This is a genomic window from Rhodococcus yunnanensis NBRC 103083 (genome assembly GCF_001895005.1).
Classification (GTDB): Bacteria; Actinomycetota; Actinomycetes; order Mycobacteriales; family Mycobacteriaceae; genus Rhodococcoides; species Rhodococcoides yunnanense.
This window is the reverse complement of sequence record NZ_BCXH01000001.1, coordinates 87971-103646: the sequence shown is the minus strand read 5'-3', so window position 1 is coordinate 103646 and position 15676 is coordinate 87971. Positions and strand designations below refer to the sequence as shown.

At 62.6% G+C, this 15676-nt stretch carries 16 protein-coding genes; 10 read left to right on the top strand and 6 right to left on the bottom strand.

Annotated elements, in window-relative coordinates:
* Positions 1-6 precede the first annotated feature (6 nt).
* Both RY1_RS00525 and RY1_RS00520 read right to left on the bottom strand, forming a co-directional pair.
* Entirely contained in the window at positions 7-441 is a 435-nt protein-coding gene (locus RY1_RS00525) for a hypothetical protein (protein WP_072801582.1), read from the bottom strand.
* 142 nt (positions 442-583) lie between these two features.
* The gene (locus RY1_RS00520; protein WP_072801581.1) at positions 584-1051 is read right to left on the bottom strand and encodes a MarR family winged helix-turn-helix transcriptional regulator; all 468 of its coding nucleotides are present in this window, start codon (positions 1049-1051) and stop codon (positions 584-586) included.
* A gap of 112 nt (positions 1052-1163) precedes the next feature.
* On the opposite strand from RY1_RS00520, the gene couN reads away from it, so the two are divergent.
* The 5 genes from couN (at position 1164) to RY1_RS00495 (ending at position 6884) form a co-directional block, all read left to right on the top strand.
* The gene (gene couN / locus RY1_RS00515; RefSeq protein WP_084727050.1) at positions 1164-2075 is read left to right on the top strand and encodes a 4-hydroxyphenyl-beta-hydroxyacyl-CoA dehydrogenase; all 912 of its coding nucleotides are present in this window, start codon (positions 1164-1166) and stop codon (positions 2073-2075) included.
* Positions 2072-2965 (top strand): 4-hydroxyphenyl-beta-ketoacyl-CoA hydrolase, encoded by an 894-nt coding sequence (gene couO / locus RY1_RS00510; RefSeq protein WP_072801579.1) that lies wholly within the window; start codon positions 2072-2074, stop codon positions 2963-2965. The genes couN and couO overlap by 4 nt, the downstream gene beginning before the upstream one ends.
* Before the next feature lie 8 nt (positions 2966-2973).
* On the top strand, positions 2974-3444 hold the full coding sequence (locus RY1_RS00505) for a MaoC family dehydratase (protein WP_072801578.1): 471 nt from the start codon (positions 2974-2976) through the stop codon (positions 3442-3444).
* Positions 3445-3483: 39 nt separating this feature from the next.
* Positions 3484-5016, top strand: a complete 1533-nt coding sequence (locus RY1_RS00500; RefSeq protein WP_072801577.1) for an acyl-CoA synthetase — start codon at positions 3484-3486, stop codon at positions 5014-5016.
* A 116-nt stretch (positions 5017-5132) separates the two neighbouring features.
* Positions 5133-6884 (top strand): hypothetical protein, encoded by a 1752-nt coding sequence (locus RY1_RS00495; protein ID WP_072801576.1) that lies wholly within the window; start codon positions 5133-5135, stop codon positions 6882-6884.
* Between the two features lies 1 nt (position 6885).
* Here the strand turns inward: RY1_RS00495 and RY1_RS00490 are convergent, their stop codons facing one another.
* Complete coding sequence (locus RY1_RS00490; RefSeq protein WP_072802197.1) at positions 6886-7350, bottom strand: MarR family winged helix-turn-helix transcriptional regulator; 465 nt, start codon at positions 7348-7350, stop codon at positions 6886-6888.
* A 50-nt stretch (positions 7351-7400) separates the two neighbouring features.
* Between RY1_RS00490 and RY1_RS00485 the strand changes: the two genes are divergently transcribed.
* The 5 genes from RY1_RS00485 (at position 7401) to RY1_RS00465 (ending at position 11766) form a co-directional block, all read left to right on the top strand.
* Complete coding sequence (locus RY1_RS00485) at positions 7401-8165, top strand: alpha/beta fold hydrolase (RefSeq protein ID WP_072801575.1); 765 nt, start codon at positions 7401-7403, stop codon at positions 8163-8165.
* Positions 8162-8629: a DUF3237 domain-containing protein gene (locus RY1_RS00480; protein ID WP_072801574.1), complete on the top strand. Its 468-nt coding sequence runs from the start codon at positions 8162-8164 to the stop codon at positions 8627-8629. The genes RY1_RS00485 and RY1_RS00480 overlap by 4 nt, the downstream gene beginning before the upstream one ends.
* Before the next feature lie 141 nt (positions 8630-8770).
* Positions 8771-10408: a flavin-containing monooxygenase gene (locus RY1_RS00475; protein ID WP_072801573.1), complete on the top strand. Its 1638-nt coding sequence runs from the start codon at positions 8771-8773 to the stop codon at positions 10406-10408.
* Positions 10409-10454: 46 nt separating this feature from the next.
* Positions 10455-11390 (top strand): SDR family NAD(P)-dependent oxidoreductase, encoded by a 936-nt coding sequence (locus RY1_RS00470; RefSeq protein ID WP_072801572.1) that lies wholly within the window; start codon positions 10455-10457, stop codon positions 11388-11390.
* Positions 11391-11436: 46 nt separating this feature from the next.
* Positions 11437-11766, top strand: coding sequence for a carboxymuconolactone decarboxylase family protein (locus tag RY1_RS00465; RefSeq protein WP_072801571.1), 330 nt, complete (start codon positions 11437-11439; stop codon positions 11764-11766).
* A gap of 10 nt (positions 11767-11776) precedes the next feature.
* Here the strand turns inward: RY1_RS00465 and RY1_RS00460 are convergent, their stop codons facing one another.
* From RY1_RS00460 to RY1_RS00450, 3 genes are read right to left on the bottom strand one after another with little or no spacing between them, the layout of a single operon-like run.
* A complete protein-coding gene (locus RY1_RS00460) occupies positions 11777-12844 on the bottom strand; it encodes a hypothetical protein (RefSeq protein ID WP_072801570.1) in 1068 nt (355 codons plus the stop codon).
* Entirely contained in the window at positions 12808-13491 is a 684-nt protein-coding gene (locus tag RY1_RS00455; protein WP_072801569.1) for a hypothetical protein, read from the bottom strand. The genes RY1_RS00460 and RY1_RS00455 overlap by 37 nt, the downstream gene beginning before the upstream one ends.
* A 35-nt stretch (positions 13492-13526) precedes the next feature.
* Entirely contained in the window at positions 13527-15509 is a 1983-nt protein-coding gene (locus RY1_RS00450) for a TerD family protein (protein WP_072801568.1), read from the bottom strand.
* Positions 15510-15676 lie beyond the last annotated feature (167 nt).

Below are 15676 nucleotides of genomic sequence, written 5' to 3'. Positions count from 1 at the left end.
ACCTGTCTAGCAGGAACGAGCCGGTATCTGACCCGGCCGGACGTGTGGGCGACTCCGCGGTCCGGCAGTGCCGGCTCGGTGGTTCAGCGCCGACGGCCTCCCCGAGGACACCGCAGATTTCGGCCGCTCAGCTCGTTCGCTCACCACGTCGGTCTGCATGTCGATCGCGGGTGCGACGGTTCCGTCGACGCGGAGCGATAGTTCGTAGCGTCCCGGCGCAAGGGCGAAGGTAGGGATCGTAATGCTGGTGCGCCCCTCGGGTACCGACACTCGATGGCTCAGGGAGAACACACCCCCGTGCAGGACCTCACAGACCTGACCTGGACGCACATTGTCGATATGAACGGTGATCACGTTCGCGACATTGTCTGGTTCGAGGATCGAAGCAGAGATGTCGGCTCGATGTCCGACAAGCCTCAGATGGTTCCTGTCGCCCCGCATGAACTCGCTCCTCGCTGCCTACCTGCACCCACGGCGTCGACCGAACGCCTCTGTGTATGCATTCGGCACCCACTGCTGGAGGTATTGGTTTGCGGTGATCATTGCCGTCGCCGGTATCACCAGGGCACGCAGAGCCGACCGATCAAGCCTGCCGGACAGTGCGTGTGCCGATGGGTGCCGCCTCCGGAAATGCCAGCCCCGAGAGCACTGTCCGCATCTGGTCGAGAAGTTCTGCATCCACATCCGCGAACAGCCGGGTGGACACTGCTGCGACGAGTTCGCGTGCCTGCTCGCACAACGCGCGTCCGTCGGCGGTGGCGACGATGAGTTTGTTGCGTCGATCGCCGGAATCAGGGGTCCGAACAACCAGATCCCGAGATTCCAGATCGTCGATGAGCCCGACGATCTGACTGGGATCGAGACCCATGTCGGCCGCGATCCGGCGCTGCGCGACGCCGCCGCCGTCCTCGCACGCCAGAGAAAGCACCGTATACGGGCGCACTTTGAGATCGACCGCTGCCAACGCGGTGTTGGCCTCACGCACCATGGTGGCTCCGGCGCGGGTGAGCAGGAAACCCAGGTCGTCCTCGAGCACTGGCCGATGATTCATGTCTCTGCCTTTCATCGACCACGAATGTTACCATTTCGTCAATCATTGACTTTGTCAATTATAGATGATTCCATGGGCCCGGCTTACATCGATGCAACAACGGGGGTCATTCGTGGATCTGAGCAACAAAGTCGCCGTCGTCACCGGTAGCGGGCAGGGACTGGGGCTCGCGTACGCACGCGACCTCGCCGCCCATGGAGCCGCAGTAGTGATCAACGACGTCAACAAGACCACCGCGGACTCCGCCGTCGCCGACATCGTCGACGCAGGCGGGCGCGCAGTTGCGGTCGTCGCACCCGTCGGGAGCACCGAGACCGCCCGAGCCCTCGTCCGCGGAGCTGTCGAGGCCTTCGGCCGTCTCGACATCATGGTCACCAACGCAGGAATTCTGCGTGACAAGGTCTTGTGGAAAATGACCGACGACGACTTCGATGCCGTGATCGACGTCCATCTGCGAGGGACGTTCACCTGCGTCCGCGAAGCCGTGCTGACGATGCGCGAGCAAGGAGACGGCGGCCGAATCATCTGCATAGGCTCGCCTGCCGGACAGCGCGGCAACTTCGGCCAGACCAACTACTCCGGCGCGAAGGCCGCGATCGTCGGCATGGTCCGAACCTGGGCCATGGAACTCGTCCGCGCAGGAATCACCGCCAATGCCGTCTGCCCGGTTGCGGTCACTGCGATGACCGAGACCGTGCCCATTTTCGCCCCGTACATCGAGGCGGCCAGGACCACCGGCGCCCTCCCCCCGATCATGCGACGCGAAGTCGGCATGGGTTCACCGGAGGATGCAGCAGGCATCGTCTCGTTCCTCGCCTCCGAATCGGCATCGGGGATCACCGGGCAAGCCTTTTCCGTCGGCGGTGACCGCCTCGCACTGTGGTCACACCCGGAGCTGACTGCGCAGTCGTTCCACGACAACGGGTGGTCGGCGGACGACATCGCAGGCCGGTGGACCGCCGATTTCGACGCCGCACTCCAGACCGTCGGCGAGCAATTCCCAGCAGAGTTGACGGCGAAGTGACCGACAAATACGACTACGCAATCGATTTCGATTCCATCGCGGCGATCGATATTCACACTCACGTGGAGATCGACGGATGCGGGCATCGATCGCTCGACGACGAGCTGATGGACGCCTCTGCCAAGTACTTCAAGTCCGGCGAGGACCGCACACCGACCGCGCAGGCGATCGCCGATCATTACCGTGCGCGGAACATGGCCGCGGTGGTCTTCACCGTCGACGCACAATCGGCCACCGGGCACCCGTCCAATTCAGTGGAGGAAATCGCCGAACTCGCCGCCGCCAACAACGACGTGTTGATTCCGTTCGGTTCCGTCGACCCCCTGCAAGGCAAAGCTGCGATCACGCGCGCCCGACGTCTGGTCGACGAATACGGAGTCAAGGGATTCAAGTTTCATCCGAGCATGCAGGGATTCGAACCGAACGACCGCAGGTACTACCCGCTGTACGACGCGATCACCGAAGCCGGCGTTCCAGCGCTCTTCCACACCGGTCAGACCGGAATCGGAGCCGGCCTTCCGGGCGGCCATGGAATCAAACTCCGCTACTCCGACCCGATGCTCATCGACGACGTCGCGGCCGATTTCCCCGATCTGACCATCGTGCTGGCTCACCCGTCGGTGCCGTGGGTGGACTCCCAGATCGCCATCGCCACCCACAAGTCGAACGTCTACATCGATCTGTCCGGTTGGTCACCGAAGTACTTTCCGCCCCAGCTGGTTCGCGCAGCGAGCGGCATGCTTCGACACAAGGTTCTGTTCGGATCCGACTTTCCCGTCATCCAGGTCGACCGATGGATGAAGGACTTCGCCGATCTCGACATCAAAGCCGAAGCAGTACCGCTCATCTTCAAGCAGAACGCGATGCGCGTTCTCGGCATCACTCGATAGGAACCCACATGCCATTGCAGACAACAGCAGTCGCTACGCTGGCCGACCTCGAGCCCCTCGTCGGAACCGTCCTCGGCACCAGCGACTGGATCGAGGTCGCTCAAGACCGAATCAACACCTTCGCCGACGCCACCGACGATCACCAGTGGATTCACACCGATCCGGAGCGAGCGAAGAAGGAAAGCCCGTTCGGTGGCCCGGTCGCGCACGGTTACCTCAGCTTGTCGCTGATCATTCCCATGTGGGAACAAGTGCTCGAAGTGCGCAGTGTCACCACCGCGGTCAACTACGGCCTGAACAAGGTCCGCTTCACCAGCCCGGTGCCGGCAGACGGTCGCGTTCGACTTCAGGCCACACTCAAGGCTCTCGAGCAACTCCCCAAGGGCGGCGCCCAGCTGACCGTCGATGGCCTCATCGAACTCGAGGGCAGTGAACGCCCCGCCGTCGTAGTCGAAGCCATCTACCGTTTCTTCGAGTGACGACTTCCGCCGAGCTGCACCTGACAAGGAGACAATCGCGTGCTCAACAACGGCATCGGGTCCTGGCCCTATCGGCGCGCTCGGCAGTCACCCGACGCGGTCGCGATCAGCTATCGCACGGTGGACTACACATATCGACACCTCGCCGAGCGAGCCACCCGCCTCGCACATGCTCTGCGCGGGATGGGTGTGCGCGCCGGTGATCGCGTCGCCCTGCTCAGTCCCAACCACCCTGCCTACCTGGAAGCCCTCTTCGCAACGGGCCTGATCGGTGCAGTTTTCGTACCCCTGAACGCTCGCCTGACGGCGCCGGAAGTTGCTTATGCTCTGCGTGATTCGGGCTCGGGCATCTTGCTCCATGCCGCGGCCCTGTCAGGGGTATCCATCGAAGCAGCCGAGAGCACCGTTCGACGAATCGTGCTGGACACCGACCCCAGCACAGACCTCGACACTTCTGTGCTCGACTACGACACCATCATCGCGGCATCGTCCACCGACCGAATCGATGTCGCGGTCACGCTCGACGACCACTGCATGATCATGTACACCTCGGGAACCACAGGACGCCCGAAAGGCGTCGTTCTGAGCCACAACCTGGTCCTGTTCGCCGTCTTGAACACCATCATCGATCTCGATCTCACGAGCGATGAGGTCGCGTTGGTCATGGCTCCCCTGTTTCACACCGCCGCGTTGAACACGGTGTCGCTACCGACGTTACTCAAAGGTGGCCGGTTGATCATCGAGGAAGGCTTCGACCCGGGCCGTGCCCTCGCGATCATCGAGTCCGAGAAGGTGACGTACTCGTTCGGTGTACCGACGATGCTCGACGCGATGGCAAGCCAACCACACTGGAGCACAACCGATGTGACGTCGATTCGACGCTGGGTGGTCGGCGCTGCTCCGGTGCCGCCGCGCACCCTCCGCACCTACACTGCGCGAGGAATCAACCTGTGCCAGGGCTACGGCCTGACCGAAACCGGCCCGGGCGCGTCACTGCTCGGTCCGCGCGACGTCGAACGCAAACTGGGCACGACGGGTACGCCTCAGTTCTTCACCGACGTGCGCGTGGTGGATCTGGACAACAAACCGGTCGCCACGGGCGAGCGAGGTGAAATCCAGATCTCCGGCCCCAACGTCACGAAGGAGTACTGGAATCGCCCTGATGCGACGGCCGATGCCCACACCGAGGACGGCTGGTTCCGTTCCGGTGACGTGGGTACCGTCGACGACGAGGGATACTTGACGGTCGTCGATCGCCTCAAGGACATGATCATCTCCGGTGGCGAGAACATCTACCCCGCCGAGGTCGAAGCCGAGGTGCTGAACATGCCAGGGGTCATCGGGTGTGCCGTGTTCGGAATCAGTGATGCGAAATGGGGCGAGGTCGGTTGCGCTGCAGTCACTGTCGAAGGTGGGGTCACCATCACCCATGAATCGATGGTGGCGTTCCTGATGCCTCGGTTGGCCAAGTACAAGATACCCAAATCGCTCGTCGTGCTCGACGACATCCCTCGCAATGCAACGGGAAAGATTCGCAAGGATCTCCTGCGGGTTTCGTACGAATCCCACTGAAATTACACCCCCTCGCGTACGGACCGTTTGTGAACCATGACCAGGATTCGACGTGTACGTAGTGAGTTGGAAAGTCTTTACCCTCGTAACCTGAAGAACATGTAAGGATCCCTGTCATGAGACGGTCCCGATATCGATCCGACGCAGTTCGGCTCCTAGTGTCCTCTGCTGCAACTGCGGCCCTGATAGCGCCGCTGATCGTCGTGACCGGATCCACCGCCGCCGCGGATCCGTCCCGGACCGAGACCCCGTGGGCGTCGAGTTCCACGGTCGACGGCGTCATCAGCTCCGAGGTCACACTGCGGGTGCCGTTGCCTGCAGAGGTGGCCCCGCACCCGGATCGGTGCGACACACTGTCCTACCTTCGTTGGCGCTCGTCCTCGGGCCCGGAGGACTCCGCTGCCGCAGACCGCATCCTCGTCGCACAACCAGGCGTCTTCGAAGGTGCGGGGGCGTTCGACAGCGTGGCACGCAACACCGTCGCAGCCGCAGCGGCCGAAGGCAATTCGGTCGAGTTCTGGGCACTCGACCGCCGATCGAACTGCCTCGAAGATCACCACGGAGTTCAAGCAGCGCTGAAGACCAGAGATTTCGACACAGCCGCGAACTACTACTTCAGCGGCGAGGAAGTCGACGGCAGAACGTTCGCCGGATACGCGGACGGACCGGACACGCGATGGCTCGAGAGCCAGGGCCTCGAACAGACGTTGAGGGACCAGTACGACATTCTCCGGCTGGAGCTGCCCGACCCCCGGACGCGCAAGGACAAGGTGCTCTGCGGCGGACACTCGCTCGGCGGATTCCTCACCGGATACTTCGCGGAGTGGGACTTCGACGGTAACGCCGCCACCACCGACGATGCCGGATACAACCAGTGCAGTGGGTACTTCGCCCTCGACACAGTCATCAAAGCCGGGCTGCCCGCGGCGGGCGCCCCGGATCTGGGTGCACTACCGCCGTTTCTGACGGGGCCGCTGGAACAAGCATCTCTCGCACTCGACAGCGCCTACCCCGTGCTCCGGCTGCCGGCTGTGATCAACCCGGAGACGACCAACCTCCTCGCTCTTGCAGGCCTGGCCGCGACGTTGGACCCCGACGGCGTGAACGCACTCCTCGACCGTGCACCGAAGAACACCAACATCGATCTGACTCTCCGTACGCTGCTGTCCAAGGACGCCGCGATGGCAGTCACCGGGTCTCCTGATGTGCGGAACCTCAGGGCCACCAACGAAGCCACGGTCGGCGCCTTGCTCGACGACAATTCACAGCCCCTCGGTTTCCTGCAATCGAGCATGGGCTTCTTCACCGGAGGACCCGTCGTCGACAAGTCGTTCCCGCTGCCGTCCCAGATCGCACTCGGAGACACCGGGAGCGGCGCTTTCGGCGACGCCCACAAGGCGTCACCCGCGGTATACGGCAACCCCGACGTCACCTATCGGTGGCTGGACTACGACGAGGTCGGTACCGCTGCATCGCTTCCCGACGAAGGCTCCTACACGAACCGAGACAGCGAGGTGTCCTCCGTCGCCGAGGTCGCACGTAGCCTCAGCGAACCGCCCCTCGACTTCACCGAATGGTATTTCCCGTCGCGGTTGAACCTGGATCTGGGCCAGGCGGGCGCGCCGTCCATCGCCGAGAACCACCTTCATCTGGACGGCGTGAACCGAAATCCGATAGTCACCTTCCACGGTGGTGGCGGTATCGCGTTGCCGGAATCGAACAACCCCGCCGACGTCCCCATCGTTCTTCCCGGCTACAACCACATCGATGTTCTGACAGCCGCGCCGGTTCAGAACAACGGTCGCCCGGAGGTAGTGTCCACGACACTCGCCCGGTTCGCCGCCAACCCCTCGGCCGGTGGGCGCTAGTTCATGAACCGTCGAGCGCACGCCGGCATTGGATCAGATTCTCGCGCAGACCATGTCGTTGCTCGTCGGACAAGCCGCCGAGCATGTGCTGCTCGAGCTCTCGGACGCCGGCGTCGCATCGTGCCAGCAGCTGTCGACCGGCGTCGGTCAAATCGATGTGCATCCGACGCCGGTTCGACGCGTCTGCTCGACGCGCTACCATGCCCTTGGACTCGAGGTTGGTGACCATTTCTCCCATGGTCTGTGCCGTGACGAACGAATTTCGAGCCAACTCGGCCGAGGACACACCGTCGCGGCGAGCCAATACGGTCAACGCCGTGTACTGCAACACGGTGATGTTCATCGGTTTGAGTAACTCGTCGAGACGGGCACGTACAGCCAACTCCAGCTGCTTGACGACATACAACATCGTCGGCGGTTCGGTATCGAGCAGGGCTGCGCCCGTCTCCGGTTCCGACTTCTGCATCTGGGCCACACCCGGCACGATACCGTCGCCTTTCAGACTCTAGGAGACCGATGAGTACACAACCCCCACTGCTTCTTCTGCACGGAGTAACCATGTCCGCTGCGGCGTGGGACACGGTCGTACCGCTGCTCGATGGGAGGTTCGACCTGATCGTTCCCACGGCACTCGGGCATCGCGGGGCCCGGCGGACAGAAGGACGGGCCACCATCGAGGCCTTGACCGACGCGACCGAATCACTCCTCGACGAGCGCGGTCTCACCACCGTCCACATCGCTGGAAATTCGCTGGGTGGGTGGATGGCCATCGAGCTGGCACGACGTGGCCGCGCGACGACGGTGTGTGCACTGTCCCCTGCCGGACTCTGGGAGCCGGCCGAGACGCCGGGTCGCAGCCGGGAAACGTTGATGCGCACCAAGAAACTGGCCGACTCCACGCGTCTGCTCACCCCGTCGCTGATGCGGTCGGCCCGATTCCGCCGGAACTCGTTCAGAAATATTGCGCTGCACGGCGATCGGCTCACGGTGGAACAAGCCAGGACGTCCTTCCACGACCTGGTCGGGTGCAACGCAGCCATGGACCTCTTGACCACCACCGAATACCTGCACCCCCTCGTGGACCCGACGTGCCCCATCACGGTGGCATGGTCGGAGAGCGATCGCATCTTCCCGCCCGACGAGTTCGTCCCCATCGCGCGCACGCGCCTGCCGAACGCGCATTTCGTCACCCTGCGCGGTGTCGGTCATGTCCCGATGATCGACGATCCGGCTTCGGTCGCCCAGGCGATCGTCGACTCGATCGATGGACACGCCGCATGACACCACCGCCTGCTCCGGCGCTCATCCACGTTCTGCACCTCGAGGTGACAGTTGCCGCGGCCGTCGAGGTGGGCAGCACACCGAAGGGCCTTCGGCGCCTCGTACCCATCACCGGAGGCCACGTCAGCGGGCCGTTGTTCTCGGGTCGAGTACTACCGGGCGGCGCCGACATTCAGCACGTGCGATCCGAGATCGAGACGCATGTATTGGCCAGGTACACCGTCGAGTCGAACGAGGGAGAAATTGTGCTGATCGCGAACTCCGGAATTCGAACGGGCTCCGCCGAGGACATGGCCCGGCTTCGACGGGACGAACCCGTCGATCCTGCCCACATCTACTTCCGCAGCACCCCTGTCTTCGAGACTGCTGCCCCGAGGCTCGCGCGGCTCAACAGTCACATCTACCTCGGTTCGGGTTCACGACGCGCAGGACTCGTCGTCTTCGACATCTTCGAAGCGAGCTGAGCCGGCCCGCTCCATCCCGGCGTCGCACACGCCGTTCGTGGCGGTTCGCCAATTGGCGAGTTTCCTGCGCCGCCTGTCCGCTGACGGATCGGATCGGTGCCCCCAAGATGGAGAGATGCACGTCACTTTTGGGAGGATTTCGTGACCACAGCACAAGAAGTGGATCAGACCGTGGACGCCGTTGTCATCGGCGCTGGTTTCGCCGGGATGTACGCGCTACACCGACTACGCGATGATCTCGGGCTCGACGTCCGGGTCTTCGAGCGCGGCAGTGGCGTCGGCGGTACCTGGTTCTGGAATCGGTATCCAGGAGCCCGTTGCGACGTCGAATCGATGTACTACTCGTACTCGTTTTCCGAGGACCTCGAGCAGGAATGGCAGTGGACCGAGCGCTATCCCACGCAGCCGGAGATTCTCGACTACGCAAACCACGTCGCCGATCGGTTCGGCCTACGGGACACCATTACCTTCGACACGTCCGTCGATCGAGCCGATTTCGACGAAGGCAGCAATACCTGGGTCGTCACCACCGATGCCGGAGAAGTTGTTCGCGCCAAATTCCTGATCACCGCTGTCGGTTGCCTGTCGACGTCCCAGCTCCCGGCGATCGACGGCCTGTCCGACTTCACCGGTCGAATTCTTCATACCGGCCAGTGGCCGCACGAGGGCGTCGACCTCGAAGGCAAGCGAGTCGCGGTCATCGGTACCGGTTCCTCGGGTGTGCAGGCCATTCCGGAGATCGCCCGCCAGGCACAGCACCTGACCGTGTTCCAGCGGACGCCACCGTTCGTGTTGCCTGCAGGTAACCGCCCTCTCGATCCCGAGAACGTCGCGGACATCAAGTCCAGATACCGGGACATTCGCGAATCGGTCAAGAACTCCGTCGCGGGCACGATCGTGGAGTACCCGATCGGCAGCGCTCTCGAACTCGACGAGGAGACGCGTCGTCGCGAACTGGATCGCCGTTGGGCAGTCGGCGGCTCCGACATCATGGCCACCTTCACCGACACCTCGGTGAACCTCGAAGCCAACGCGGTGCTCGCCGATTACGTCCGCGAGAGAATTGCCTCGGACGTGAAGTCACCCGATCTTGCGGCGCATCTGTCTCCGCAGACCTACCCCATCGGAGCCAAGCGAATCTGCATCGGCACCGACTACTACACCACCTACAACCGCGAGAACGTCACCCTCGTCGACATTCGTAATTCGCCGATCACCGCCGTCACCGCACAGGGCATCGTCGCGGGCGACGAGGAGCACGAGGTCGACGTCATCGTGTTCGCGACCGGATACGACGCGGTCACCGGCGCGATCAACGGCATCGACATCAACGGTGTCGGTGGTCGGTCGCTCCGTGAGACATGGGAGACCAACCCTCAGGCCTATCTCGGTCTGTCCAGTGCGGGATTCCCCAACCTGTTCTTCATCACCGGCCCCGGCAGTCCCTCGGTTCTGGTCAACGTGATCGTCTCGATCGAACAGCACGTCGACTGGATCCACGATCTGTTGATCCACGTCCGCGACAACAACATCGATCGCGTCGAGGCGCAGCCCGCTGCGCAGGACGACTGGTCCGCGCACATCGCGGAGCGTTCACAGAGCTCGTTCCTGTCCAAGACCGCGAACTGGCAGACCGGTGCCAACATCCCAGGCAAGGCGCAGGTCTTCCTGCTCTACGTCGGCGGGATGGGGCCCTACCGCAAGACGTGCGACGAGGTCGCTGCAGCCGGCTACACCGGATTCACGCTCACCCCTGCGCGCCAGTCGGCAATTGCGTGATAGTTGGCTACACACGATGTGATTCGTACAGTTTCGAGGAGAGAGCATGACTGAACATTTGGACTTCACCGGCCGAGTCGCCGTGGTCACCGGCGCAGGCCAGGGTATCGGCCGCGCCTACGCCGAACTGCTCGCCGCACGAGGCGCGAGCGTCGTGGTCAACGACCTCGGAACAGGGACCGCAGGCAGTGGCGTCGACGGCTCACGTGCGCGCTCGGCCGCGGATGCCATCGTTGCTGCGGGCGGTTCGGCCGTGCCGGATACTTCCGACATCTCGACTCCCGAGGGCGCAGCTCAGGTGGTCCAGACGGCCATCGACGCCTTCGGCAAACTCGACATCGTCATCAACAATGCCGGTATTTTCGCTTTGGCTGTCTTTCCCGACATCGAGCCGGACGATCTTCGACGCATGTACGACGTCCACATCGCGGGCACCTTCAACGTCACGCGGGCAGCGTGGCCGCATCTGGTCGACTCCGATGCAGGGCGCGTCGTACTGACCATCTCCACGAGCACGTTCGGCGCCGCGAACACCATGGCGTACGGGATGGCGAAGGCGGGCATTCTCGGGATGGGACGGGCCATCGCCCTGGCCGGAGAACCTGAAGGCATCAAGGTCAACATGGTTGCGCCGCAAGCGATGACCCGCATGATGAGCACCGGTATGGGCATCGGTGAGGACTTCCCGGACGCACCCGACCGGGTCCCGGCACTCGTAGCCCCGTTGGTGGCCGTCCTCAGCCACGAGTCATGTCCGGTCAACGGCGAGTCGTACGTGAGCGGGATGCGTCGTGCATCGCGAATGTTCTTGGGCGAGTCGGACGGTTATGTCCATCCCAGTCTCGATCTCACTCCCGAAGACATTCTCGAACACTGGTCCGAGATCAGCGACAACGGTGCAGAAGCTGCGGTCTCCGATGTGATGAAATTTTCGGTGCGACAGGCCTCGCTGCTTCAGGCGACCACGGTCGCTACGTCGTGACACCGGGTATCAGTTGTTTCGATTTTCCTGAGAGGACTTCCATCGCATGACCGATGACACCGCGGTACCGTCACGCTTCGCATACGTCGCGCAGCAACGTCCGGACTGGGCCAAGGCATTCGGCGGATTCTTCGGTGCGGCGTACCGCCCGGAGAATCCCACGTTGACCGAAGCCGAGCGTGTGCTCACCTACCTCACCGTCTTGACGGCAGCGGGTTCGGTCGACAGCTTCCGCATCCATCTCGCCGATGCCGCGAAAGTGGGTCTGAGCCGCGAGCAGATCCTCGAAGCGCTTCTGCTCGTGACCCCGGCTTTCGGGTACCAGAAGGTCATGGATGTCGTCGATCATCTTCGCGACTACGAGCCCGACGCCTGATCGACCAGCGTCACAACGAAAGCTCGCCGGCCATGAAGGAGTCGGCGAGCTTTTCGCTGTTCTCGAGAAGTACGTCCCATGTCGGCGCCGCAAGGTTCGCCTTGTCTCGTCGGTCGCCGAGAACACTCAGTGCGAGGCTCCCCACCCGAAGAAGCAACGGCACATTCAGGTGCCGCAACGCCATCGGGCTCTTCTCCAAGAACACCATCCGAGCTACGGTCTTTCCCAACGATGCTGCGCCGACGAGTGAATGCGCGGCAAGTAACAATTCGTCGCGCAACACTGTACTGGCGGAGTCGAGATCCGGTGATCCTGTTTCTCTCCACGCGCGGCCGTGCACGTGCGTACGGATGACCACTTCGGTGCTCACCACACACATCGCCGGAGCGACGACCCCCGACCTCGCATTCAACCCGCTGCCCAACGCCGACCCTTGATAGACGTCGTGGGCAAACGTGCGCGCGTCTCGCCACGGCAATTCGTACAGCAAGGTCCATCCCGGCAACGGCAAGCTCATCGGCGTGACCACATCGGCAGCCAGATGTTTTGCCCAGACGACCAAAGCCTCTGGCACCGAATTCACTTGACGAAACCTCGCTAGTTCTACGTGCTCGACTGCGCGAACTCCGTCGGTCCACTCGATTCCCTCGAAGCGGCCATTCATGATCTGCCGCAACGCAGCGAACGGCCGTCCCAGATCGTGACCGGATGACCGAACTCTGTGCCCCGGGCCCCCAAAACCAGGACCGGTGTAATCGATGGGAAGTCGAGTGGCATCACGCTCCCAACCGGACAGCAGGTCCGAGGATTTCACGCTCCCGAGCATGTCCGCCACTGCGGTGTCGAGCGTCGTATCGAACCATGTCGCAGCACAACCGATTACTGCCGAAAAACCTACAGCCAGAACATCGTCGCAGTCCCACTGTCGACGCTGCCGGCCGCACCACGCGAGATATTCGGCGCGCTGCTGCGGACTCAACGCTGCGTCGAGAGCAACTGTCGTCCAGCCTTTCTCCGCCCGAACACTGTCGTTGTCGGCGGTCAGACGGTCGTAGCGCTCGGAGCGCAGATTCCGCACGGATGCCGGAATGTCGATGCCTTCCCCGTGCTCCAAGGCATCAGAGCGGCACCGATCAAGGGTGCTGCAGCTCCTGCCGAAACGACACCGACACCGAGACCTGCAATCGACACCGCTGCGACGCGCCCCCATTTGATGGACTTGCGCCGCAACTGTCGAACGACTGCGTCGTACTCCGACGCCACCGTGTCGACGTCGCGTGGCTCCAACCCCGCGCACCAGTCGGCAACCTGCTTCAAAGACTCCTTCCGCCTCCCGTCTGCCCACCGGGCTCTACCCGCCCACGGACCGAACGTGAACAGATCGATCAAGATCAGAAGCGCACGGGAACGACGATCGATCCGGCCGAGCACCTCCTCGACGCCGGCAGACAACACAGCGCAGAAGGTACTCACCGAGCGGCCTGCGGTATCTTTGCTGACTGCCCTGGCCCAGTCTGCTTGACCGAACGCTGGATTCGTGATGTGTTCGAAGGCGTGGTGCGCGAACTCCTCCCGGGCGTCGATCTTCAGTTCACGAGCCCTCACGGACTTGGTTGCCTCGATATCTCGGTCCATGAGGTGAATGCACGCAGCGGTCAGCGCAAGCTGCTCATCGTCGACCAGTGCCAATTGATCTGCAACATCGCCTGTGCTGTCCCCCGACAATTATCCTCTTCACTTTCTGATCGATGAATCGTGTTTCATTCCGGATCGATCGAATTCGTCGTCGACTCCGGCGCGGACGGCACCCAAGGTTTCAACGGTTGCACGACGTCGCGGTAGAACGCGTCGACTCCGTCGGTGACGCTGCCGATGAAACCGGCAGCCGACCCCGATCGCTTGCTTCCCATCTTCGACGGCGACGTCAGCGTGAATCGTCGCAGCTCACTGACCCGCCCGGATGTCAATGATTTCGTGTCAGCCCGAACAGTCGCCAGATTTTCACACGACACTTCACTTGCGTCGACGAACACTGCTTCGACGAGAACATCTGCCGGCGCGTCCTTGAGCTGCTTGAGCAACCATGAGGCACGTCGAAAGGCGGTGACGCCTGTTGGTGCATCGACGCTCGTGCTGCACTGAATCTTGTTGGTACGCAAATCCGCTTCGACAGTGACGTCCCCGGCCGCATCCGGAATCCGCAGTGTCGCGGCCAGGCAACCGGTCGTTGCGAGTTGCTCGACGATGTACTCGTTCCGCGCCTGAGGATCACTGCTCAGGTTCCTGGGCAGATGATGCTTCACCGTCACGCCCAGATCAGCGGTCATCCGCAGTGCCAGATGCCTCGACAGCGACGCCCACGTGTTCGCCACCGACAACGCCTTCACATCGCTCGCCCGAAGTGTCCCGGCAGCGACCGAATCACGCACGGCTACCCAATGGCGGCCCATGTCGACGAACTCGGTAGCGCCGGACTTCGGATGGGTCAGATACCGAACGAACTCGCTCAAGATCCACACCTGCAGCGAATCTGCAAGATCGCCGTGCGACAACAACATCCGAGCCTCGTGAATCACTTCGGACCACGAAATGTGTCGCAACGAAACCTTGTTGAGCTTTGCCTTGTTGACCTGAACGGGAAGCTCACCCACCGACGCAGGGATGTCGTTGGACAAACTCAGCACGACCTCGTACCTGTGGCGCTTGGCGACATCGAGATAGTTCTCGAGCTGCTCCTTCGTCAACTTCCCGGTGCCGGTCTTGACCTCGAGCAGCGCAGTCCATACATGTCCGGCGCGCGATACCCGGAAGACCCCGTCGGGGACGACCTTGCTCTCCCCTTTGACGAACGGCACCTCGAGATATCCTTCGAACGGACCCGACGGGGCCCCGGCGCGGGTACAGATCGCGCGAGCAAACGGCCGCACAGCTTGCATCGTCGCAATCAGCGCGGACGTTGCGCGTTTCTCCTGCTCTTCCCCCGAACCGACACCATAAACGGAGAACAAGCGCGCAGCATGCCACCCCTCGCCACCAGCAAGTGTGAACTGAGGGAGTGCGGCCTTCTTCGCGACCGGCTTCTTCGTCCGGACACCGCGTTTCGGTGGATCGACGTCGACGATCGAGACATCGACTACCTCACCCGTCGTTGTCGTAGCCTGCGCATGCGAGCCTGCGACTTCCACTACGACTACGTTGTCGATCGTGTCGTTCTCGTCGACGTCGACACCGAAATCCTGCGCCAACCCAGCCAGGCCGGAATCCCACCCCTGTCCAACGGCACGCAGCCTCCACGCACCGTCCCGTCGGTATACCTCACCGAAGACGAACGCACGCTCCGACGTCGCGTCTGCGGTGAAGTATTCACCCAACACCGAACCGGACCGATCACGCACCTGCAGGGCCAGTTTGCCGAATTCACCCAGAGTGTGTTCGTCCGAACTTCCTGCAATAACGACCTTTTCGACGTCGGTGGGCAAAGAGTTCAGATAGATCGACACGCGCTGCTGCTTGCCTTCATCTGTACTGCTGCTGCCCAGATACCGCACGGCTGCCTCCGGCGACTCGGGTTGGTTGTAGAAGACGAAGTCAGCGTCCGACCGAACACGGCTGTCCGCGCCCACCAGCAGCGCCGACGCATCGAGATCGCGTTCGGGGTCGACCCACGACACGATGACGTCCAATTCGGTCACCTCGGCCGGAAGCGTGATGTTCTGGCCCTTGGTCAGAATCGGTGAATTCACCTGTACACGCTCCCCCTGTCGGACAAAACGAACTCCGACTGGACAGACTATGCACAGCGCGCGATCGACGCGCCCTCTCGCGCAACTTTCATTCGTTCGACCGACTGAATTGGTCCCTCGCAAGCCCATCGAACTACCTCACTGACATCGATACCTCGCCAGTACAG